The 22967-nt window shown below is 72.6% G+C and carries 16 protein-coding genes; 6 read left to right on the forward strand and 10 right to left on the reverse strand.

Features of this window, described 5'->3' with window-relative positions; all coding sequences use genetic code 11:
- A partial coding sequence (locus tag ACWGIG_RS20810; protein WP_453323116.1) for a CDP-glycerol glycerophosphotransferase family protein occupies positions 1-1755 on the forward strand: 1755 nt, incomplete at its 5' end.
- On the opposite strand, the gene ACWGIG_RS20815 is transcribed toward ACWGIG_RS20810, so the two are convergent.
- Entirely contained in the window at positions 1714-3813 is a 2100-nt protein-coding gene (locus ACWGIG_RS20815) for a hypothetical protein (RefSeq protein WP_453323117.1), read from the reverse strand. The genes ACWGIG_RS20810 and ACWGIG_RS20815 overlap by 42 nt on opposite strands.
- A 270-nt stretch (positions 3814-4083) precedes the next feature.
- Between ACWGIG_RS20815 and ACWGIG_RS20820 the strand changes: the two genes are divergently transcribed.
- Complete coding sequence (locus ACWGIG_RS20820; protein ID WP_453323129.1) at positions 4084-6219, forward strand: TerD family protein; 2136 nt, start codon at positions 4084-4086, stop codon at positions 6217-6219.
- Positions 6220-6584: 365 nt separating this feature from the next.
- Positions 6585-8243: a translation initiation factor 2 gene (locus ACWGIG_RS20825; protein ID WP_453323118.1), complete on the forward strand. Its 1659-nt coding sequence runs from the start codon at positions 6585-6587 to the stop codon at positions 8241-8243.
- A gap of 7 nt (positions 8244-8250) precedes the next feature.
- Here the strand turns inward: ACWGIG_RS20825 and ACWGIG_RS20830 are convergent, their stop codons facing one another.
- Positions 8251-10320: a hypothetical protein gene (locus ACWGIG_RS20830; protein ID WP_453323119.1), complete on the reverse strand. Its 2070-nt coding sequence runs from the start codon at positions 10318-10320 to the stop codon at positions 8251-8253.
- Between the two features lie 128 nt (positions 10321-10448).
- A complete protein-coding gene (locus ACWGIG_RS20835) occupies positions 10449-10967 on the reverse strand; it encodes a hypothetical protein (RefSeq protein ID WP_453323120.1) in 519 nt (172 codons plus the stop codon).
- 586 nt (positions 10968-11553) lie between these two features.
- On the opposite strand from ACWGIG_RS20835, the gene ACWGIG_RS20840 reads away from it, so the two are divergent.
- The gene (locus ACWGIG_RS20840) at positions 11554-12231 is read left to right on the forward strand and encodes a hypothetical protein (protein WP_453323121.1); all 678 of its coding nucleotides are present in this window, start codon (positions 11554-11556) and stop codon (positions 12229-12231) included.
- 124 nt (positions 12232-12355) lie between these two features.
- On the opposite strand, the gene ACWGIG_RS20845 is transcribed toward ACWGIG_RS20840, so the two are convergent.
- The 5 genes from ACWGIG_RS20845 to ACWGIG_RS20865 all read right to left on the reverse strand — a co-directional run bounded on the left by ACWGIG_RS20845 (position 12356) and on the right by ACWGIG_RS20865 (position 19066).
- A complete protein-coding gene (locus ACWGIG_RS20845; RefSeq protein WP_453323122.1) occupies positions 12356-13630 on the reverse strand; it encodes an SWIM zinc finger family protein in 1275 nt (424 codons plus the stop codon).
- Positions 13627-16644, reverse strand: coding sequence for a DEAD/DEAH box helicase (locus ACWGIG_RS20850; protein WP_453323123.1), 3018 nt, complete (start codon positions 16642-16644; stop codon positions 13627-13629). The genes ACWGIG_RS20845 and ACWGIG_RS20850 overlap by 4 nt, the downstream gene beginning before the upstream one ends.
- A 411-nt stretch (positions 16645-17055) precedes the next feature.
- Positions 17056-17508, reverse strand: a complete 453-nt coding sequence (locus ACWGIG_RS20855) for a hypothetical protein (protein ID WP_453323124.1) — start codon at positions 17506-17508, stop codon at positions 17056-17058.
- A 129-nt stretch (positions 17509-17637) separates the two neighbouring features.
- Entirely contained in the window at positions 17638-17928 is a 291-nt protein-coding gene (locus ACWGIG_RS20860) for a hypothetical protein (protein WP_453323125.1), read from the reverse strand.
- Between the two features lie 127 nt (positions 17929-18055).
- Positions 18056-19066 carry an acyltransferase domain-containing protein gene (locus tag ACWGIG_RS20865; protein WP_453323130.1) on the reverse strand — a complete coding sequence of 337 codons (1011 nt, stop codon included), beginning with the start codon at positions 19064-19066 and terminating at the stop codon, positions 18056-18058.
- Between the two features lie 484 nt (positions 19067-19550).
- On the opposite strand from ACWGIG_RS20865, the gene ACWGIG_RS20870 reads away from it, so the two are divergent.
- Both ACWGIG_RS20870 and ACWGIG_RS20875 read left to right on the forward strand, forming a co-directional pair.
- Positions 19551-20789: an LLM class flavin-dependent oxidoreductase gene (locus ACWGIG_RS20870; RefSeq protein ID WP_453323126.1), complete on the forward strand. Its 1239-nt coding sequence runs from the start codon at positions 19551-19553 to the stop codon at positions 20787-20789.
- 48 nt (positions 20790-20837) lie between these two features.
- The gene (locus ACWGIG_RS20875; protein WP_453323131.1) at positions 20838-21098 is read left to right on the forward strand and encodes an ATP-binding cassette domain-containing protein; all 261 of its coding nucleotides are present in this window, start codon (positions 20838-20840) and stop codon (positions 21096-21098) included.
- 145 nt (positions 21099-21243) lie between these two features.
- Here ACWGIG_RS20875 and coaE read toward each other — a convergent pair whose 3' ends face one another.
- Both coaE and ACWGIG_RS20885 read right to left on the reverse strand, forming a co-directional pair.
- Positions 21244-21849 carry a dephospho-CoA kinase gene (gene coaE, locus ACWGIG_RS20880; protein WP_453323127.1) on the reverse strand — a complete coding sequence of 202 codons (606 nt, stop codon included), beginning with the start codon at positions 21847-21849 and terminating at the stop codon, positions 21244-21246.
- A 31-nt stretch (positions 21850-21880) separates the two neighbouring features.
- Complete coding sequence (locus ACWGIG_RS20885; protein ID WP_453323128.1) at positions 21881-22819, reverse strand: PAC2 family protein; 939 nt, start codon at positions 22817-22819, stop codon at positions 21881-21883.
- Positions 22820-22967: the final 148 nt, after the last annotated feature.

A 22967-nucleotide genomic window follows, 5' to 3' on the forward strand; every position in this document is an offset into this window, starting at 1 on the left:
CCGCGAACCGCGAAGGACGCGCGGTCCGCGGTTCGCTCCGGTCCCGGGCCCGCCCGCCGCCTCCCCGCCCCCGTCTCGCCCGACGCCGACCGCTGGCTGACCTTCCACGGTGACCGCCTCCTGGTCGCCGTGGTGCGTACGATCACCTCCGCCGTCCGCGTCCTGGACGTCCTCGCCCCCGTGCTCCGCGACGACGCCCGCGTCCACCTGGTCTTCGCGTACGACCCGGGCTCCGCCTTCGGCGAAGGCGTCCCGGCCTACCTCCGCGAACGCGGCGCACTCGTCATGTCCTGGGAGCAGTTCCGCGCGAGCCGTCCCCACCTCGTCGTCACCGCCACCGAGAACGCGGTCCTCACCGACGCCGGGCACACCGCTCCCGTACTGGTCCTCCCGCACGGTGTCGGATTCCACAAGTACGTACCGGACGCACGCGGCCCCGGCGAGCGTCTCGCGGGCCTGGTTCCCCGCGAACTCCTGGCCACCGGCAGGGTGCGCACCGCTGTCTCGCACCCCGACCAAGCGGCCCAGCTCCCCGACTCCGCACACCCGCTGCTCATCGGTGACCCCTGCTACGACTCACTCCTCGCTGCGGGCCGGGCCTCGCGGGAGCGCTACCGCGAGGCCCTCGGCGTGCCCCCCGGCCGCCGCCTGATCCTGATCAGCTCGACCTGGCGGGACGAGTCCGCGCTCGGCCAGGACTCGTCGCTCCCGGCCCGCCTCCTCGCCTCGCTGCCCGCCGACGCGTACGCGGTCGCGCTCGTCACCCACCCCAACGTGGTGTCCGCGCACGGCTCCGGCCAGCTCGAACACGTACTGGGCTCGGCCCGCGCAGCCGGCCTGATCCGCATACCGCCCGAGTCCGGCTGGCAGGCCGCCCTGCTCGCCGCCGATCTCCTCGTCGGCGACCACGGTTCGGTCACCTTCTACGGGGCCGCGCTCGGCGTCCCCGTACTCCTCGGCGCGTTCAGCGAGCAGGAGGCGGTGGCCGGGACTCCCATGGCGGAACTGGGCCGCCTGGCCCCGCGCCTGGATCCGTTCGCACCTCTGCGCCCGCAGGTCGAGGAAGCCCTCACTTCGCCCGACACCGACCGGCTGCGCAAGCTGGGGTCGACCGCGCTGGCCGATCCCGGGCATGCGCTGCGCCGTCTGCGGGCGACGGCGTACGGCCTGATGAAGCTCTCCGAACCTGCCTCACCGGCACCCTCCCCTCTCGCTCCGGAGGATCCCTGCCCGGTCCCGGCCCCGTACCTCTGCACGGCGTTCTCGGTGACCACCCGGATGGGGAGCCAGGGGGACGCAGGCCCCCGTGTCCGTATCGAACGCAGACCGGCGGCCGTCGCCACGCCCCCCACTCCCACCGACGAACACCACCTCAGCTGCCCGGACGACGAACGCGACCGGTCGCTCCGCGAGAGTGCCTCCGTCCTGGTGAGCCTCACCCCGAAGAGCGGCACAGCTGCTGCGGCCTGGGCCTGCTGCGTCTTCGCGGATTTCCCCGGGGCTGTGCTGGCGGCGGCCCCGGTAGCCCCCGGCACGTACCGGATCCACGTCCGCGACGGCCGTACGGTCGAGGCGACGGTCACCGGGGCCAACCCGCGCACCGCCCCGGATCCCAGCATTCCGGCGGCGGTCGTGCACGCGTGTCTGCTGGGCGGCGTCCCGTTGGACGGCTTCGTCACCCTGTCCGTCGCGGACCGCGAGGAGGACGTCTCGCTACGCCTGCTCCCCAGCCGCGGAGCCGTCGTCCAGCAGTGACCTCACTGTCTCTGCGCGCGGGCTTCCTGCGGCCTCGTAGATCTCCAGTGCTCGCTCCAACTGCCTTCTGTCACCCGTGAGTCGGTGCAGCGTCTCTCGGTGCACAGCCTCGTAGTGCACCGCGCCGGCCCCTTCCAGGGCCGCCACCGCTTCGGTGAGCACGATGACCGCCTCGTCGTCGCGCCCCAGCCGGAGCAGCACGTCCCCCTCGGCGCCGCGCGCACGGGCGCCCATGCGGAAGTCGCCCATCGCCGCGAACCGCGCACCGGCGTCACGCAAGGTCACAAGAGCGGCCTCCCCTGCCCCGGCCGCGTCCTGCGCGCACCCGAAGAAGTACAGCCCGACGGCGATGCCGCGCGGATCACCGTCCTCCTCGTAGAGCGCCAACGCCTGCGAGTACACCTCCACGGCCCGGTCGGGCGCGTACCGGTCGTACCACCGCCCGTGGAACTCCCGTACGGAAGCACGCAGCAGCAGCCACCCCGAATCGTCCGCACGGGCAATCGCCGCCTCCAATTCCTCGCGCGCCCGCTCCTTCTCGCCGAGATCCATGAGCGGGCGCGACAGCAGGGCGCGCAGCCGGGCCTCGGAAGCGACGAGTCCGGCCGCTTCCGCCGCCCGTACGCCGATCTCACCGGAGGCGAGCCAGTCACCGACGTAGCGCCGATTGAGGTAGAGGGCGGTCAGCGCCTCGGCCAACTCCGCGGCCTCCTGGTACAGTCCGCACGCGAAGGCCTCCCGCTGCACGGCAAGGAGGTCGGCGCGCTCGGCCTCCAGCCAGTCCAGGGCCGCGCCTCGGTCGGGGAACCGCGAGGCATCCCCCGCCACCCGCTCCACGTACGCCCCCGCCCTCATCCGCCCGCCCATCACGGCCAGATCCGCATGCGCGGCAAGCTCCAGCAGATGACGGAGGGCCACGCCGACAACCTGCCCGGCATCCTCACCTTCGGCCACGGCGACCTCCCGGGCATGCAGCCGCACCAGGTCGTGGAAGGTGTAGCGGCCGTCGTCCGCCACTTCGACGAGGCTGGCTTCCTCCAGCGCGTCCAGGGCGGCCCTCGCCGATTCGACTTCGCCCCCGGCGAGGGCGGCGGCGAGCCCCGCCTCCCAGCTGCGCCCCGGATACAGACCCAGCAGCCGATAGATGCGCCGAACGTCCTCCGCCAGCCCCTCGTACGCCACCCCGAACACCGCCACGACACTCTCCCCGGAGATCTTCAGCGCGCTCAACCGCCGCTTCTCGTCGGCCAGTTCACGGGCCAGCATGCCCAGGGTCAGCCGCCGGTGCGCTACCAGCCGGGCGGCTGCCACGTGCAGTGCGACGGGCAGCCCGCCACACCACTCCACGATCCGCGCGGCGTCCTCCGGCTCGGCCGCGACCCGGTCCGCACCGCACAGCTGCTCCAGCAACTCCCGCCCGTCCGCGGCATCCAGTGGATCCACGTGTACGAACTCGGCGCCGTCCATCAGGAGTCCAGCCAGCCGCCCTCGGCCGACAGCCACGACCACGCTCGCGCCCCCTCCCGGCAGCAGGGCCCTCACCTGCGCGGCTTCCCGCACATCGTCAAGCACGACGAGCACCGGCTCGACAGCGGTCCGCGTCCGGAACAACGCGCTCAACTCGCCGAGCGAGCGCGGAAGGCAGGCATCCTCCACCCCCAGCCCCCGCAGACACCGGCTCACCGCGGCGGACACATCAGCCCCGGCCCGTCCCGGCCCGCCACCCTCAAGACTCGCGAAGTCGACGTACACATCGCCCCCGGTGAACCGCCCCCGCGCCCCCTCGGCCCACCGCCTCGCGACACCCCGCTTCCCCACACCGGGCAGGCCACTCAGCACCACGACCCGACCGCTGTCGAGGACCTCCAGCGCCTGCTCCCTTCCCACGAACTTCCGCGGCCCGCGCGGCACTTCCCTGGGCGTCACCCGGGTCGGTCCTTCGCGCTGCCCAGTCCGAAAGACGACGTCCCCGTGCACCACTCCCGCCTGGACGACGGGCCCGCTCACGGTCCCGTCGAACTCGTTCGCGATCCCGCCACCTTCGTCGTGCACGCCCATCCCACCCCACCTCACGCCTTGCGCCAATCAGCCGGCCTCACAAGCTACCTGACGACCCGTGAGCAAGGACCTGCCGCGCTCCGGGGCCCTCACGCCCCATTCCCGCTCACAGGCCGACCTCTTGCTGCGGATACGACTCCAGAAAAGCGGCCGGAACGATACGCTCCGTGGACGTTCCTTGGGGAGGAACGCGCATCTCATCTCGTTCCAAGGGTGCCGCGGCGTTCGTCGCGGTCACTCCGTCCCGTGGGGGGATCTCTCGTGCACGAAATGATCAAAGGCGCCAATGTCTCTCTTTCCGCGCTGAAAGAGCATGACGAATCCTTTGCGGTCAGCCTGCGTTGGAGCAGCCAGAGCGGCGAGGGCGACGCGGATGTCTCCGTCCTGCTGCTCGGAGCGGACGGCAAGGTGCGCAGCAACGACGACTTCTACTTCTACAACAACCCGACCGCTTCGGACGGCAGCGTGCAGCTCCTCGGGCTGACCCCGACCGACGACGGCAACGAAGACAGAATTCAGCTCGACCTCTCGGCTCTCCCCTCCGACATTGTCCGTCTGGTGGTAGCCGCCAGCCGCCACCAACGTGCCGAATTCGGTGAGTTGGAGAACCTCAAGCTCGAACTTGCCGACGGCTCGGGCGAAGGTGTTCTCGGTTTCTCGATCACCGACGCCACCACGGAGAGCGCTTTCGTCTTCGGCGAGGTGTACCGGCGGGACCAGGGGTGGAAGTTCCGCGCCGTCGGGCAGGGTTACGACACCGGCCTGGCGGGGCTGGCCACGGACTACGGAATCGACATCGACGAGGACGACGCGCAGGACTCCGAGTCCGAACCGCTGGCGGAGGCAGAGCCCGTCACGGAATCCGAACCCCGTCCGAAAACAGGTTCTCCGGAGGCAGCAGAGCCCGCTTCCGAGGCCGGACCGGAATCGTCCGCCCGCCCTGTCGTCCCGGTGCAGGCGCCGTCCCCGGACTCCGCTTCGGCGCAGACCCCCGGCTCCGGCGTTCCCTCCGGAGATCCGGCCACCGCATCGGTTCCCCGGCAGACCGGCGGACCAGCCGATACCGCCGCGCCCCGCCGGCTGCGTACGGCCAAGAAGAAGGTCACTCTTCCCAAGATCGCCAAGGCGTCCCTGGCCGAGAACGACGCCTGGCATCCCTCGCGGCTGTTCCCCGCTTCCACCTTGAAGAGCGACAGGGAACGCGAGATGAGGGCGACCTCCGTCCTGCTGTCCGTCATGGCGCAGGTGCCGGAATTCGGACGGCGTCTGACAGCTGCCTTCGGGGCCCCCGCGGGCAGGATGGAATCATTCACCGAGGTGACCCTGCCTCACGGTGACAGCCCCAGGCGCCCTGACGGAATCATCCGGATCGAACGTGCCGGAAAGCTGTGGACCGCTCTCGTGGAGACGAAGACCAACGGCAATCCACTGAAGAGCGAGCAGATCCAGGACTATGCCGACATCGCAGCCCGGCGCGGATACGAAGCAGTGATCACGCTCTCCAACGACGTCGCGCTCGAAGGCAGTCCCCTCGTCGACGTGCGGATCGACGGCAGGCGCAAGAACAAGGTCGCACTGTGGCATCTCTCCTGGGCCGAAGTGGCCCACCAGGCCCAGATGCTGATCCGCCACGAAGGTGTCCGGCACGAAGCTCATGCCTGGCTCTTGCAGGAGCTCCTCTGCTACCTCCAGCACGAGAACTCCGGGTGCCACGGCTTTCAGAACATGGGCCCCTCATGGGTCCCGGTGCGCAACGGCATCGACGAGGAGACCCTCTGCCCGGGTGACCCCCGCACCGTCAGGGTCGTGGAGAGCTGGGAACGGCTCGTCCGCCAGGTCTGCCTGCGACTGGGTGGCGAGCTCGGAGCGAAGGTCATTCCCGTCCAGCGGGTCAGGCGCGGCTCGGAACCCCACTCCCGTCGCATCGAGCTCGCCGACCGTTTCTGCGAGGACGGGCGGCTGCACGCGGAGATCAGGGTCGACGGTGCGGTGGGCATCCTGTCGCTGACCGCCGATCTGCGGCTCGGGAAGTTGCGGACTTCCGTCGACGTTCCGGCCCCTGAACAGGGATATCCCCTGAGCTGGGCGAAGCGCCTGATCAAGCAGTTGGAGGACGCCCCTGCGGACCTCCACGTCCAGACTCTCGTCGACGGCGAGGGACCCGGGCCCCGGGGCACCATGGAGAAGCTCCGCCGGGAGCCGGGAGATCTTCTGCCGAAGGGCAGCGCCCAGATCACGGGGTTCCGGCTGACACTGTCCAAGGGGGTGGGCAGCACTCGCGGGAACGCGGAAACCGGATTCATCCGCTCGGTGGACGCCGCCGTCGACCACTTCTACCTGTCCGTGGTGGCACGGATGGCCCGGAGCACCTCCGGACGTACGAAGGCCCAGGCGACCGCCGGATGACGAACTGGGGGACGAACGGCGGGAGGCCGGAGCACAGCACTCCTCACCCTGCCGCCGTCACCCCGAGGTGGGGGCCGGTGGGCGACTGCCGTAGTTCTGGTACGGGAGGCAGTTTCGGTACGGGCGGCCGTGCCGTCTCCTCGGCGCGTACGATCTTCGCCATGCCGTCGGACCTGCCCGGAACCTCCTCGCGAGAGGGGGCAGTTGCGGGAAACCCACCGCCCGGGAGAACGGGACGAAGTAGGATTAACCCTTACACAGCGGGCAGCGGGCAGCGGGCAGCGGGCAGCGGGCAGCGGGCAGCGGGCAGCGGGCAGCGGGCAGCGGGCAGCGGGCAGCGGGCAGCGGGCAGCGGTGAGAAGCGGGTGTTGTTCGCGGCTCGGTCGGCGGGGGCGTTGCACCGGCTCTTCGACGTCCTGCCCGTGTTTGCCGGGGACTCCCGGATACAACGGCGGTTCACGCTCGTTCCCGGGTCGGAGTTCGGCCGGGATGCGCGGGAGGCCGTCGAGCGGTTCGGTGGGCTGTGTGTTCCGTGGGGGGTGGCGCTTGCGGAGACGCACGACCTGGTGGTGGCGGCGAGTCCCAAGGGCGGTCTGGGGCGGCTGCGCGGGCCCAAGGTTCTGCTGCCGCACGGGGCCGGTTTCAGCAAGACGCTCCCCTGGGAGGGGACCGCGGGGCAGGCCTCGGGTTTCGATCCCGCGTTTCTGGTCGGCGAGGACGGCGAGCCGGTTGCCGCGCTGCACGCGCTGGCCCATCCCGACCAGGCCGCACGGCTCGCCCGCGCCGTTCCGGCCGCCGCGGGGCGCGTGGCCGTGGTGGGTGACCCGACCCTGGAGCGCATGCTGGCCTCGGCCGGGCAGCGCAGCCGCTACCGGGCCGCTCTGGCGACGGGCGGACGTCGGCTCGTCGTGCTCACGTCCACCTGGGGGCCCGAGTCACTGCTCGGCCGGCACCCGGGGCTTCCCGGCCGGCTGGCACGCGCACTGCCCTGCGACGCCTACCAGTTGGCACTGATCGCCCATCCCAATACGCACAGCAGCCTCGGTGCACGGGAGTTCGCCGAGCGCCTCGCCCCCGCTCTCGACGCGGGGATGGTGCAGGCCAGGACGTACGAGGAGTGGGGTGCGCTGCTCGTCGCCGCCGACGCCGTCCTCACCGACCACGGCTCCACCGCCCTGTACGCGGCAGCGCTCGGCACCCCGCTCGTCGCCGCCTGCGACGGCGGGCACGAGTTGATCCCGGGCAGCCCGATGGCCGAAGTCCTGCGCCGCATACCCCTGTTGGGCGGTGCGGGAGGCCCGGGCGACCCGGGAGACCCGAGCGACCTCGGCAAGGTACTCGACACGTACGCGAGCAGCGGTGTCGACGTGCGCCGCCTCGCCGCGCCCGCCTTCGCCGGGCAGGGGCGCGTGCTGGAGCGGCTGCGCCACGAGCTGTACGGCCTGCTGGGCATGGCGCCGCCCGAGGGAGCGGGGGCCGTCGAGGCCAGGCCGCTGCCCGCCCCCGTCTCCACCGGGCGGGACATCACCGCCTTCGCCGTACGGATCGAGCAGCACGGCGGCGTCGTACACGTGGAGCGGACGCACGCGGGCGGGCGCGACGGCGTGCACCATCTGGCCGCCGAGGCCGACCGGGCGACGACCCGGCAGTCGCAGAGCGCCGGGCTGCTGTTCCGGCGTGCCGCAACCGTCCCCCAGGAGCGTTACGGAGAGGGGTGGACCGTGCGGGGCTGGATCGACCGGATGCTTGAGGAGTACGGGGCGCGGCGCACCGCCGCCGTCGTCCTCGGCTCCGGACGCTGTGCGGTCCGGCGGCACGGCGGGCCGCTCTGGGAGGTGCGGATCGCTCCCTGCCGGGAGGACGGCCGGGTGTTCCGTACCGACCCCGCCGCCGTCTTGTCGGCGGTGCACGCGCTGCTCGGGGCCGGTTCGACCCACCGGCGAATACGGTGTGTGGTGGCGGGGCGCAGCTATGAAGCGACCCTCTCCCCCGCCGGTGACGAGACGGCCGAGCAGGTCTGCTGACCCGCCCCTACGGCTCCAGCGCTCCCGCCGCCTTCCGGATCGTACGGGCGGACTCGGCGTGCTCCGCGGCCCGTTCGGTGTCGCCGGTGTCGGTGGCGAGTGCCGCCAGCGCGTCGTGCACCCGGGCCTCGTCGAAGGTGGAGCGGCGCAGTCGCGCGCTCTCCAGCGCGGCCTCGTACAGCCCGCGCGCTTCGCCCGTGCGGCCGAGGCCGTGCAGCACGCCGCCCAGTGCGAATCCGGTGCGGGCGGTCATCCGTTCACGATCGAGGGCGCGGGCCTCCGTATGCGCCTCGGCGAGGAGGGTGGCGGCGTGGTCCAGGTCGCCCATGCCCTGGGCGGAGCGGCCGAGGAGGTAGGTCTGGAGCATGGCGCCGTAGGGGTTGCCGATCGCATGGTGGATGCGGCGGGACTCCTCGAAGTACGGGACGGAGGCCGCCCACTGCTCCTGCACGGCGAGCAGCTTGCCGCGGAACTCGGCCACCGAGGCGTGCAGTTTGCGCTCCGGCGTCGTGGCCGCAGCTTCCGCCGCCCGCTCCAGCTCCTGCGACGCCTGCCCGTACTCGCCCTGCTCCCAGAGCAGCCGGGCGAGCTGGCAGCGCATCCGGGCCGCCGCACGCCGGTCTCCGGCTCTTCGGGCCGCCGCCACTCCGGTGCGGAACGCCTCGGTCGTCTCGGTGGGGTGCGGGTGGTCGAGGTGGAAGGTCCACAGCGGTTCACAGAGGGTCCACGCCTCGGCGTCGAGGCCGTGCGCGTATCCCGTGCGTACGCAGCCGAAGAGGACCAGGCGTTCGGCCCGCAGCCACTCCAGCGCCGCCGCCTTGTCGGCGAACGGCACGTCGGCGGCGTACGGAAACGGAAGTGGCTGGATCGGTGCGCCGAACGTCATGCGGGCCCCCGCCGCCGCCCCGTCGGCGCGCTGCGCCTGCCGCAGGTGCCAGTGCAGCAGGCGTCCGCGGGCGGCAGCCGCCTCGCCGGGGGCGTTGTCACGGTCGGCGGTGTGCTGTGCGTGATCGCGGAGGAGCGCCGGAAGCCGGACGCGGTGGCCCGCGCCGCGCAACAGGAGGCCCGCGTTCTCCAGCTCGTCCAGGGCGTCGTCGGCGGTGTCCTGGTCGAGTCCGAGGAGAGCAGCCGCAGCGCCCGCCGTGAGGTGGGGCCCGGGATGGACAGCCAGCCCGCGGTAGAGGCGTCGTCCCGCCTCGCCCAGGCTCTCGTAGGCGGCGCTCCAGACTGTCTCCACCATGGAGAGACCCGTCCCTTCGAGCTCGGTGAGCAGCCGCTCGACACGGCTGTTGCGGCGTTGGCGGAGCACTCGGGCGGCAACATGGAGCGCTGCGGGAAGGCCGCCGCAGACGCGTGCGAGCGCGACGGCCGCACCTGGGTTCGCGGTCAGACGCGGGTCTTCGGCGAGGTGGTGGAGCAGGCACACGGAGTCGCTGTCCGCAAGGGGGCTCAGCGGCAGTTCGAGCACGTGATGGTCCGTGAAGTCGTACAACAGCCCCTGGCTCACAGCGATCACCGCGCTGTACGGGCCGGAAGGGAAGCACTGCGCCGTCTCGGCGCCGGTGCGCACGTTGTCGAGGACGACGACCAGCCGCTGCCCCTCGGTCCGCGTCAGGAACTGCTTGCGGAGGTCCTTCGCCGTGGTGCCCAGCCAGGGCGGTAACACCCCCAGTGAGCCCAGGAGTTCGGTGAGGATCGCCGTCTGTTCCACACCTCCGTCGCCGGACACCCGGTGGTCGTCGAAGTCGACGTGGAGGACCCCGTCGGGGCAGCGCTCCCGCAGACTGCGGGCGAGCCGGGAGGCGAGTGCGGTCCGGCCGACGCCGTCGACGCCGAAGACATTGGCCACCAGCGGCCCGGTGACGGGGCGGCCCTCCGCCAGCAGCCGGAAGGCTTCCTGCTCGGTGGCGCGGTCCTCGAAGTGGCTGGGTTCCGGCGGGATCTCGTACGGCACTCCGGCCGGCGGCGGGGCCGGATGGTAGTGGTGATGGCTGGTCAATTGGTCGATGCGGCCCGCCTGGACGACCGTTTCCACCCTGGCCTGTCCGCCTACGCTGTTCCACGTCTGATCGACCACGCGTTCATTTTAGGCGGCACGTGGAGCTGCCGGAACAGGGCCTGTCCGTACGGCCGTTGACGAGACACCGCCTCGCCCCGTCGGCGTCACCCCGCTACCGTCGCCCCGTCGGCGTCACCCCTTTGCCGTCACCCCGCCGCAGTCACCCCGAAGTCCGCCCCCGAGATGGCTGCCAGTTCCTCTGCGACGGCGAGCAACGGGGTGCGCAGTTCGGTGAGTTCGATGCGCATGCGGTGCGCTTCCGGCCAGGCCGCCTCGTGGTCGAGCGGCGCCGTGGATGCGGGGCGGGACGCCTCGTACACGGTGAGGCGGGGGTGCCAGGTGGTGGTGAAGGGGCGGAGGGTGTCGTCGAGGAGGCGGAGGGCGACGGCGCGCACGTGCGGGGTATCCGTGCCGGCCGTGGTGCCGGTCGGGGTGCCCGTCGTGGCGCCCGTCGGGCCGATGCTGTAGCGGCGCAGGGTGTCGTGGACGAAGGGGAACAGACCGTGGAGCGAGGTCAGGGCCTCGCGGAGGCTGCCGGTGCCGGGGGCGAGTTCCTGGATGCCGATGCGGGTGACGAGTTCGATCTGGATGTCGAAGGCGGCCATCCGTTCCGATTCGCTCGGCTGCGGTGACTTCGGTGCGGCGCGGGAGGCCGATGCGGGCATGGCTGGCTCCTTCCGGCCACCGGGGACTTCGGGACTCCCCAGGGTAGTCCCGCGCGCGGTGCGCAGGACGGCGTGCCGCAGTGCTTCGGTGCGGGCCGGTGGCGGGACGGAGCGTGGTGGCGCCAGACGTGCAGGACGACCGGGTGCGCCCGCCGGATCGACCGGGTGCGCCTGCCACGTCGGCCGCCGTGCCTCCGTGGCGGGCGTCGCGCAGTTCGACCGGCAGGAAAGGCACGGCGCCCGATTCGGGGGGGGTGACCGCCATGACGCGGCGCCGGGGGTCGCCCTCGCCGAGGCGCACGGGATACGCCGCGGTCAGCTCCCACTGGCAGGCCTGCCGCTCGGGGTAGCCTGCCGAGTAGGACGAGTAAGAGGCAAGAAGGGAGCGGGAGTTGGCCATTTCGTGGCGGATCGTGTCGCTGATACCGAGAGGGACGCGACGCCCGCCTCGTCGGTGAACACCCGGGGACAGGCGTCCCGGAGCGCGTCGCACAGCGGACGCACCCGGTCCGCATCGTCGCGACCGTGGCCGAGGAAGACATCCCACACGGAAGTGGCCCTACTGTGGGGGCCGGGGAGGGCGATCATGAGGCGCAACAGCGGCAAGCGGCACATGGCGGGGCCGACGCAGATCACGGCCCGGCTGGCATTTCCTTTCGTGGGTGAGATCGCAGGCGTGTGGGAGCCGGCGGACGCGGAGCGGAGCGCGTCCTGGGAGCTCTACCTGGACCTGGTGAGCCGGGTCTCGGTTGCGGAACTCGGTCGCGACGAAGGGATGTTGAGGGAGGCTCTGTCCTCCCTGTACAGCCTTTTCGGTACGACTCGGGAGATCCTGCGCAGGCACGGGCCTGCCGTCGCGCCGCCGCTGGAGCCGGGCCGCCTGAGCTTCGGCGTGCTGGCGATGACCGTACTGAACCGGGTACTGCGCCCACTGCTGTCCGAGTGGCATCCGAGGCTGGCGGCGTACGAGTCGCAGCGGCCGGAGGGGACCGATCCGGTCGAGTACGAGCGGGAGTGGGAGTACGCGGCGGAGCTGCGGGGCAGGCTCGACGGGGTGCGGAAGGCACTGGAGGCGCTGGCTCGAACGTTGCAGCAGGTGGCAGGGGTGGGCGATCTGATCGCGCTGCCCGCGCCCGCGCCGCCGTCGCCGCCCGGTGCGCTGCGCACGGGGCCCGGGGGGCCTCCGCCGGTGCCGGGTGCGCCGTCGGCGCCCGGTGCGCTGCCCGCACCGAGGAACGCTCCGGGGGACACACAGCCCCAGTGATCTGGCGTAGGGGGCGGGCGTCGCGGCGAGCGGGTGGTCGTGGACTCCCGAAGCGCCCCGGTGCGCAACGGTCCCGTTACCAGGGGGCCTGTCGTCGGGAGTCCGGTCGCCGGGAGTCCCGTCGTCAGGGCTCCAGCAGGAATGCCAGTACGCGGACGGGGTCGTTTCCCGCCGGGCCGCCGCCGGGCCACCAGTCGTCGCTGCCGCTGTCCGACTCGTATCCGTACCAGAGTCCGTCGCGGCCGTAGCGGAGCTGGAAGCGGTCGGCGGTGAGGCGGTTGCGTGAAGGGCGGAAGTCCTGGCGGCCGAGGGCGAGCAGGGCGGAGCGGGCGCGGTCGAAGGGACCGGCGGGCGGGTCCCAGGGTTCGTCGAGGATGTCGAGGGCAGTGGCCCCGCCCTGCCGCCAGGCCGCGACCGCCTTGGCCAGTTCGGTGGGGGTGCGGCCGAGCGCCCTGGTCAGGGACGTGTAGAGGGAGCGGGTCGCCGCGGTCAGACCGGATCCTGGCTGGGCCGCCGCGATGCGGACCGCGTCCTGCCAGGGGGTGAGACCGGCGATCGGGTCGGTGCCGGTGGTGAGGAGCGTGTGCGCGCGGATCGCCGCGTCGGTGGCCAGGTGGTCCAGGGCGAGCGGGTCGGGGGCGCCTCTGGTCTGCGGGTACGAGGGCGGGGTGCCGGGGTGGGCGGGCGGCGGGAGGGGCGCCGGGAGCATCCCCGGGGAGCGGGCCGGGTCGAGCGCTTCGCGGGCGCCGACCGCCGGGACGGTCGGGGGTTTGCGGTTCTCCGTGGCGCTGCGGGCGGCGTTGCGGCGGGAGAGGGCGTCGAGGATTTCGCGCTCGTCCCGGCCTCGGAGCAGGAAGACGAGGAACGGGTCCTCGTCGAGGAGGCGGGCCACCTGGTAGCAGAGGGCCGCTGCGTGCTTGCAGGGACGGCCTGCGTCCGGGCAGGTGCAGCTGGGCAGCAGGTCACCGGCCGTGGCGGGCAGGAGCGGTACGTCGGAGAGGGGTGAGTCCGGGTCGAGCAGGGCCTGCGGCATGGTCTTGGCGAGCAGCGATTCGAGGTGGGCCGGGTGCTCGGCCGCCGCGTCGAGGAAGGCGTCCCAGTCGTCGGCGGCGAGGGTGCGCAGCCGGAGGTCCGCGCGGTAGGGGCGGGCGCGGCTGCCCCGTACGTACGCCACGACCCGGCCGGGGGTGACCGTGATCGTGTCGACGTGGCCCGCGTCGGCGTAGACGTGGCCGCGGGCCAGCCGGGCCGGGTCGAGGGAGAGCGCTTCGAGGGCTGACACCCAGGCCTTGCCCCACCAGGTGGTGGCGGGGCCGCTCGTCTCCGGGGACGGCGGGAACGTACGGCGGTGGTCCGCCTGGGGAGACGGGGGCGGCGGGGGCGGGGGCGGCGGTGTCACGACGGCCTCCTCAGGGAGACGAGGTCGGCCAGTTCACGGTCGGTGAGTTCGGTGAGGGCGGCCTCTCCCGTGCCGAGGATCGCGTCCGCCAACGACCGTTTGGAGGCGAGGAGTTCGGCGATACGGTCCTCCACCGTGCCCTCCGCGATCAGGCGGTGTACCTGAACGGGCTGGGTCTGGCCGATGCGGTACGCACGGTCGGTGGCCTGCTCCTCGACCGCCGGGTTCCACCAGCGGTCGAAGTGGACGACGTGCGCGGCGCGGGTGAGGTTCAGGCCGGTGCCCGCCGCCTTGAGGGAGAGCAGGAAGACCGGGACCTCGCCGGACTGGAAACGGTCGACCATCTCCTCCCGGTGCGCCACCGGCGTGCCCCCGTGCAGGAGTTGGGAGGGGATCGCGCGGGCGGACAGGTGCTGGGAGAGCAGCCGGGCCATGGTCACGTACTGCGTGAAGATCAGCACGGAGTCCTCTTCGGCGAGGATCGTGTCGAGGAGTTCGTCGAGGAGGGCGAGCTTGCCGGAGCGGGCGGCGAGGCGGGCGGCGCCGCCCGCCGGGCCCCCTGCTGTCGGGCTCCCTTCCTTCGAGCCCCCCTCCTTCAGATACTGCGCGGGGTGGTTGCAGATCTGCTTGAGGGAGGTCAGCAGCTTCATGATCAGGCCGCGGCGGGCGATGCCTTCGGAGGCTTCGATGGCGGCCAGCGTCTCGTGCACCGCGGCCTGATAGAGGGCGGCCTGCTCGCGGGTGAGGGAGACGGGGTGGTCGGTCTCCGTCTTGGGCGGCAGCTCGGGCGCGATGCCCGGGTCGGACTTCTTGCGGCGCAGGAGGAAGGGGCGGACGAGGCGGGAGAGACGCTCCACCGCTTCCGGGTCCTCGCCGCCCTCGACCGCGCGCGCGTGCCGGGCCCGGAAGGAGGTGAGCGGGCCGAGCAGACCGGGGGTGGTCCAGTCCAGGAGGGCCCACAGTTCGGAGAGGTTGTTCTCGACGGGGGTGCCGGTGAGGGCGATCCGGGCCGGGGACGGGATCGTACGCAGCGCCTTCGCCGTGGACGAGCGGGGGTTCTTCAGGTGCTGGGCCTCGTCGGCGACGATCATGTTCCAGCTGCGGGTGGCGAGTTCGGCCGCGCTGGTGCGCATGGTGCCGTACGTGGTGAGGACGAAGCCGCCGCCGCGCGCTCCGGATGCGAAGCCGGAACCGGCATCGGCGGTGGAACCGGAACCGGCGGTGGAACCGGAACCGGCGTCGGAGTCGGCACCGGCGGCAGAACCGGAATCGGCGGCGGAAGCGGAATCGAGCGGGTCGTCGAGGGTGCGGGTCGTGCCGTGGAAGCGGCGGACGGGCACGCCCGGCGCGAAGCGTTCGATCTCGCGCTGCCAGTTGCCGAGGAGGGAGGCGGGGCAGACCACCAGGGTGGGGGCGGTGCGGGCGCGGTGCAGGTGGAGGGCGATGACGGTGATGGTCTTGCCGAGTCCCATGTCGTCGGCGAGGCAGCCGCCGAGGCCGAGCGAGGTCATCAGGTCGAGCCAGGCCAGGCCGCGCAGTTGGTAGTCGCGCAGGGTGGCGTTCAGGGCGGGGGGCTGCGGAAGCGTGTCCGCGCCACCCCGGGCGAGCCGGTCGCGGAGGGCGGCCAGGGCGCCGACCGGGACCGCTTCGACCCGCTCGCCGTCGACCTCCGCCGTGCCGGTGAGCGCCACCGCGAGCGCGTCGGCCGGGTCGAGGAGGCCCAACTGCCGCTTGCGGGCCTTGCGTACGAGCGCGGGGTCGACCACCACCCACTGGTCGCGCAGCCGCACCACCGGGCGGTGCTCCTCGACCAGGGCGTCCATTTCCGCCTCGGTGAGTTCCTCGCCGCCGACCGCCAGCTGCCAGCTGAACGCGAACAGCTGGTCCGCCTCGAAGAAGGGCGTGCCGTCGGTCGCCGAGCCGGGCGCGGGGCGCACCACCGCGGTGGCCGTGAGCGTGCGCGCCAGCTCGCGCGGCCAGTGGACGGCGACGCCCGCCGCCTCCAGCCGGTGCGAGGCGGCGCCGAGCAGGTCGTACAACTCGTCGTCGGACAGCGGCAGTACGTCGGGGACGGGCTGCTCCAGGAGCCTGGCGAGCGGCGGCCAGACGCGGCCGGCGCGGCGCAGGGCGAGGACGGTGTCGATGCGGGCGCGCGGGCCGAAGTGGTCGCCGCCCTCACCTGCCCAGAGGTCCGCCACGTCCACGAGATGGGTCGGGTCGGCGAGGCTGTGCACCTGCACGACGGCTGCCCCCGCACGGCGCTGGCCCGCATCCCGGCCACCTTCGCCCTCTTCGTCGCGTGTGTCGAAGAGGCTGTACACGGGGAGGTCCAGCCGGAGCGAGACCCGCACCCCGGCGTCCGCGCCGGCCGCGACCTCGGCGGCCCACTCCCGCAGTCCGGGCAGGTGCTGGGCCTCGCGCGCGGCGAAGGCGCCGCCCAGGGCGAGGGCCGCCGCGGGGGTGCGCGGCAGGGTGTCGGCGACGGCATCGACGAAGGACTTCACCAGGTGGGCGGGGTCGGGGACCTGGAGGGGTGTGCGGTCGGGGAGCGGTACCGCGTACCCCTCGGGCGGCAGTGCGGCAGCGATCGCCCTCAGGTGCGCGATGTCCGCGGCATCGGGCGGACCCGCCCGCCAGGCGTCCTCGTCGGCCGCGGTGAGACCCGGCAGAAGCAGCCCGCGCGCGGCCAGGTGCAGGGCGTGCAGGGCGGCGGCACCCCAGCAACGGGTCGCCGGATGCGCGACGGGATCGTGCCGGGCGGCAGCGAGCAGGGGCAGGGCGTCGGCGAGCGGGAGGAGGAGGGCGGGGACGGCGCGGGTACGGACGACGGCGCCGTGCCGTCGGACGACGGTGAGGGTGGTGGAGGTGGCGGCGAGCGCGTCACCGACACCGGCCAGCGAGGTGCCGTCCGGCGCCCAGAGGGCGATGCGACCGTCCCGTGGCAGGGGCGCGGGGAGGTAGAGCGCGGCGGCGTACGGCGGCAGGCGGCGGGGTGGTGCAAGCGGTGTGACCATCGTGCCGTCGCCTCCCGTCGGGGTGTGATCTGCGCAGGTGGGCGCAGGTTTTCTGCGTGGACCTGCGAGTGTACGGGCGGGGTCTGACAGTGGGGGCGGGACAGGCGTTTCGGCGCGGTGCGCCCGGGGCGGGGCACGGCGGCACGGCGTTACGGCCCTGGGGCGAAGAGCGCGTCGCGGACTGGGGGGCGGGGCACGGCGGTACGGCCCCAGGGCGAAGCGGGCGTCGCGGACTGGGGGCGGGGCGTTACGGCCGAGGAGCAGGGCGGGCGTTACGGCCGTGGCCGGGCGACGCAACCCAGGAGCGGGAGGAGCGTTACGCGCGGTCGCCCCGGCCCGTCCCACGGACGGTTGAGGGCGCGTGGCCCCCGCGGCGGAATCCCTCAGTCCCGCAACCTGCCCTGAACCCCCTCAGCCCCGGCCCCTCTCCCCATACGTCACCGAAGTCACCGAAGACACCACACCGGCCTGGATGAACGGGCCGTGATTGACCGTGCCCGACATCTTGTTGTGGATCGAGCCCACCCGCACCCCGCCCCCCGGCTCCGCCGGCTCCAGCTCCGCCAGGATCTCGCGCAGCACGTCCGCGCGTGCCGGGTCCGCCGCCAGGGTCTGGCGGATGCGCAGCCGCCAGGCGCCTTCCAGGTCGGCAGCCATCTGCCGGTCGTCGTCGGCCAGTGCGGCGGCCAGCTCGCTCCGGGTGGCCTCCAGTTCGCCCTGCAGCGTCTCCTCGTCCGGGGTGCCGTTGCCCCGTGAGAAGAATCCGCTGAGCCGGCCGCGTACCTGGGCCCATCCGTCCGTGGTCATCTGCTGCACCAGGGCGGTCGCGCCCGCTGTCGCCAGTGCCACCAGTTCCGGTTCCACCGTGCCCCCTTGGGGTGTTGCTGGGAATTTTCGAACGCTGCCAGGCAACCGTAGAGCCGATCCGCGCCCCGGGGCACGCCTTCACCTCAAGAGGGGCACGCCTTCACACAAAGAGGGGCGCACCTCACCTCAAGAGGAAACTCTCCGCCGCACGCGCCCCGGACTCCGCGCCGTCGTGCACGCGCGTTTGGGGGGAGTGGCGGCGGTGCGTGCCGCGAACGGCCACGCGTCGCGCGGATCCAGCCGCCGTACGGCACGGTCCAGGGCTGCTGCCCGCCCCTCGGCGGGCGCTGTCGCGTCGCCCCACGGGAAGGGCGCGTCCGCGCACAGGGTGGCGGCGTGCAGTCCGGAGCTGAAGGTCCGCGGCGGCGCACCGCCCGGTTCGGCGAACCCCTCGACGAGTCCCTTGAGCTGCGCCACGTCACCCGTACCGCCCGCCGCAGCTCTGTGGAGGGCGGCGAGGATGCCGCACCACACATGTCAGGGCTGTCACGGCCCCCGAGCGGGTCAGCACCGTCCCGTACACGTCCTCGCGTCCGAGTCCCCCTCAGAGAGTGAGCCACCCGACGCCGCCGTACCAGTGCCCGCCCGCCCTGAGGTGGTCTCCGACGGCGCGCTCCAGCGAGGTACGGCGCGGCAGTTCGGCCACCGGAATGTCCTCGGTGCCGAAAACGAAGGAGAGGGTTCCGCCGTCGTACTCGTCGTCCCCTGCGGCGATCCGCTCGAAGAGGTCCTGGAACCGGACGATGCGGGACCGGTCGGAGAGGCAGGCGCGCAACTGCGGGTCGAGCAGCCAGGAATCACAGACTGCCACCCGATGCTCCTCCTCGGGGAAATGGCGGGGAAAGAACGCGCGTGCGGCGGCCAGTGATTCCTCGCACGCGGTCGGCGAGAGCGGACCGGAGAAGTCCGGTACGTGGATGCTCAGACAGAGGTCGTCCGCCTTGCCCGGCCGGCCCGCCTCCGCCAGTGCGGCGGCGGTCTTCCCCCGCATCACCCCCCGCTGGAACTGCAGGCGGCCCAACTGGTAGATCTCGCCCCGGAAATGGAGCCGGATCCAGTACGGCACCAGCAGCCCGCCCGTCCCCCGCCGTCTGCGGTGCACCGCCATGTTCCGCCCGAGATCGGCCAGTGTCCGCCGGGACACCTCCTCGGGAATTCCGATGCCGCGGTGGTACGCGCGTACCTGCTCCAGTGCCGCGACGAAGACGTACACCGGGAAGTACCTGCCCGCCTCCCCCAGTTCCGCGGGCAGCAGCGGGAGTTCCACGCCCCCGTGCGGAACCCCCATGTCCTGCACCAGGCCCCGGACGCAGCGCTCCAGCAGCCACCGCCACTCGGGATCCTCGGCCATCGTGCGCCGCAGCGCGACCAGCGGGTTGACGTCCTCGTGCGGAACCGCCAGGTCCAGCAGTACGGCGGGAAGCTCGTCAGCCGTCGGCAGTACGCCCCCGTGCTCGTACGGGGACCCGTCCCCAGGCCCCTCCAGCGTCTCCAGGCTCACCAGCCACTGCGCCAACCGCGCGTCCGACCGGAGCACTTCCCGTACGGCCACCATGTGTGCCACCCCTCGTCGTCCCTGTTGCGTCGCCCTGCGCGAAACCCCATCATGGCGCGGGCCGCCGCAGGGCGCACCGGCATTGATGTCCGGTCGGCGAGACACACTCATCCAGAATGCGGACCGCGGTTGTCGGGCGGCACCGTGGGCGGCAAGGATGCGGGCATGGCCCCTGTTCTCGTATCGCGTCGCCACGTGGATCTGCTGCGTGTTTCGACCATGCTCTGTCGGGCCTCCTCCTGCCGTACGTCCGGCTGCTGACGCACCGCCTCCACTGACGCGTCCCCCGCTCTCCTCATAGAGCTCTCCTCATGGAGGGAGAGGGGTTCCGCGCGTCCGCTGCGGAGGCGCATCTCCCTTTCCGGCCGGTCCGGAGCAGTTGCGCCCGGGACCGTCGCCCGCTCCTTGCTGCCTTCTCCTTCGTACGGAATCCCGCCGCGCCCGTGTGCCGTGCGGGGTTCCCCGCTGCCTCCGAGGTCTCCCCATGCCCACCACCGTGCCCGCAGCCGTGCCCGGCGCCCCCGACCATCCCCTGCTGCACTGGTTCCTGCCCACCGGCGGCGACGGCCGCGACCCCGGCGGCGTCACCGCTGTACAGGGCCGGACGGGATCCGCCACCCGGCGCCCCGCCGACATCGGCTACCTCTCCCAGGTGGCGCGCGCCGCCGAACAGGCCGGATTCCACTCGCTGTTGACGCCCGTCGGCCTCGGCTGCGTCGATCCGTGGATACTCACCGCCGCCCTCGCCCAGCACACCGACCGGATCGGCTTCCTGGTCGCCTTCCGGGCCGGGTTCGCCAGCCCCACCCTGCTCGCCCAGCAGGCGGACGCCTTCCGCCGGTTCGCGGGCGGCCGACTGCGTCTGAACGTCGTCACCGGCGGCGACCCCGCCGAGCAACGGGCGTACGGCGACCACCTGGCGCACGACGAACGCTACGCACGGACCGCCGAGCTCATGGCAGCCCTGCGCGCCCTGCTCGACGGCGAGGACGCCGACCGCGAGGGCGCACACTTCCGCCTCCGGGGAGCGCGGCTCGTCGACCCCGCCGTGGAACACCCCGTACCGCTGTACTTCGGCGGCGCCTCCCCCGCCGCCGAGGACGTCGCCGCGCGCCACGCCGACGTACAACTGCTGTGGGGAGAGCCGCCGTCGGCGATCGACGAGCGCATCAAGAGGCTGCGGGCCAAGACGGAGGCGGTACGCGGCGAACACGGCTCGCTGCGCTTCGGGCTGCGGCTGCACGTCATCGCCCGCGACACCGCCGCCGAGGCGTGGGCCGAGGCGGACCGGATCCTGTCCCGGCTCGACCCCGATGCGGTGAGCGCCAGCCAGGCCAGGTTCGCCGCCATGGACTCCGTGGGACAGGCCCGGATGGCCGCCCTGCACGGTGGCTCCCCGGACGCCGCACAACTGGAGATCGCCCCCAACCTCTGGGCGGGCATCGGTCTCGTACGGGAAGGGGCGGGCACCGCGCTCGTCGGCTCGCACGACGAGGTCGCACAGCGGCTGTACGAGTACCGGGCGCTGGGCGTCGACGAGTTCGTACTGTCCGGCTACCCGCACCTCGAAGAGGCCTACCGGGTGGGCGAAGAGGTCGCACCCCGGCTGCGCGCGCTCGTCGACGAGGCAGCACGCGCCAAAGACACGGCAGGACGCACCGAAGACACGGCTGCACGCACCGAAGACGACGCAGCACGCATCAAAGAGGCGGCGGGCGCATGACCCTCACCGCCCCGACCGGGACGGCTGTCGTCACCGAGCCCGTCCCGGATCGAGGAGTTGCTGGAGCGGGTGGGACTCGCGGGCATGGGGCGGCGCCGCACGTGGGAGCTGTCGGGCGGTCAGCAGCAGCGGGTGGCCATCGCGCGTGCGCTGTCGGGCGCCCCGGGCCGCATCGTCGCGGAACTTCCCGTGGACCTGCCACGCGACCCCGGCACGGATCCTGCGGCCCTGCGCGCCACCCCGGAATTCGCCCGCCTGCGGGGCGAGTTGACGGCCACGATGCGGGAGGCAGCAACACTCCCCGCATGACCACTGCCCCGGCGACACCTCTATGAGGCGCTGCCGGGGCACGCACGGTTCAAGGGGAGACCGGAGAGGGGGACTGAAAAAAGGGGGGCGGGAAAGAGGGGGAAAGAGGGGACCGGATACGCGCCCGGACCGGCACGCGCAGGCGCTAGCTCCCCTGCCCCGCCCGCTCCTCCAGCTCCCGCCACACCTTCCGCACCTGCGGCTCCAGAGCCTCCAGCGGCCCGTCGTTGTCGATCACCAGGTCGGCGACGGCGAGCCGCTGCTCGCGCGTGGCCTGCGCCGCCATCCGCCCGCGTGCGTCGGCCTCGCTCGTCCCCCGCAGTCGTACGAGCCGGTCCAGCTGCGTCTCGGGCGACGCGTCCACGACCACCACCAGGTCGTACAGCGGCGCCAGCCCGTTCTCGGTGAGCAGCGGCACGTCGTGGACGACGACGGCATCGGCCGGAGCGGCCCCCGCCAGTTCCGCCGACCGGGCCCCGACCAGCGGGTGCACGATTCCGTTGAGGGTCTTGAGCATCGAAGGGTCCGCGAAGACGATCGCGCCCAGCGCGGGACGGTCCAAGGTGCCGTCGGCCGCGAGGACGCCCTCGCCGAACGCGGCCACCACGGCGTGGGGGCCCGGGGGGCCCGGGGCGACCACCCCACACCCGCGAATTTGGTGGGCGACGACGACCGCGCCGTACGACGCGAGAAGCCGCGACACTTCACTCTTGCCGGCGCCGATGCCACCGGTCAGGCCCACTGTCAGCATGCCCGGCAGCCTAGAACGCCCTCCCCCGGGCCTAGACGTCGCCCTCCCGCTCCGCGAGGAACTTCTCGAATTCCAGGCCGATCTCGTCCGCCGACGGCAGGTCCTTGGCCTCCGCGACGAGGCTGCCGCGCGTCTCCGCGCCCGCCATCGCGTCGTACTGGTGCTCAAGTCCCTGGACCAGAGCGACCAGTTCCTCGTCGCCCTCGCCGACCTGCCGGTCGATCTCGTCCTGCGTGCGCCGTGCCTCCGTGCGCAGCGCGTGCGCCACCGAGGGCAGCACCAGGCCGGTGGCCGCGGTGATCGCCTCAAGGACGGTCAGCGCCGAGTCCGGGTAGGCGGAGCGTGCCACGTAGTGCGGCACGTGGGCGGCGACGCCGAGCACGTCGTGCCCGGCCTCCGTCAGCCGGTACTCGATCAGCGACTCCGCCGATCCCGGCACCTGCGCCTCGTCGAACGGGCTGCGGTGTCCGGGCACCAGGTCCGTGCGGTTGCCGTGCGGAGTGAGGCCTACGGGGCGGGTGTGCGGGACGCCCATCGGTATCCCGTGGAAGTTCACCGCCAGCCGCACTCCGAGCCGCTCCACGATCTGCTGCACGGCCACCGAGAACCGCTCCCACTCCACGTCCGGCTCGGGACCCGCGAGGAGCAGGAACGGGGCGCCCGTGGCGTCCTGCACCAGGTGCACCTCAAGAGACGGCGTCTCGTAGTCCGTCCACTGATCACGCCGGAACGTCAGAAGGGGGCGCCGGGCCCGGTAGTCCACCAGCCGGTCGTGGTCGAAGCGCGCCACGACCTGGTGGGGCAGTGTGTCGAGGAGCTTGTCGACGATCTGGTCGCCGGTCTCGCCCGCGTCGATGTAGCCGTCGAAGTGGTAGAGCATGACAAGTCCGGCCGACTCCTGGGCCAGCGCCATGTCGACGACGGCAAGCCCCTTCGGCTCCCATGCGTACAAACCCTGCGGATCAAGCACGATTCCCGCTACCTCCTCGCGTTTCACAGAGAAGAACGTGCTGCGGGGCACGAGCATTCCCGTCCGGGCCGCCATCCCTCGTACGAGTGGACAATCCCACCAGCGGGAACCGGCCGTGGGACGGCACACGCCTGCACAGTGCAGAGCG

Source organism: Streptomyces sp. NPDC054863 (genome assembly GCF_053610825.1).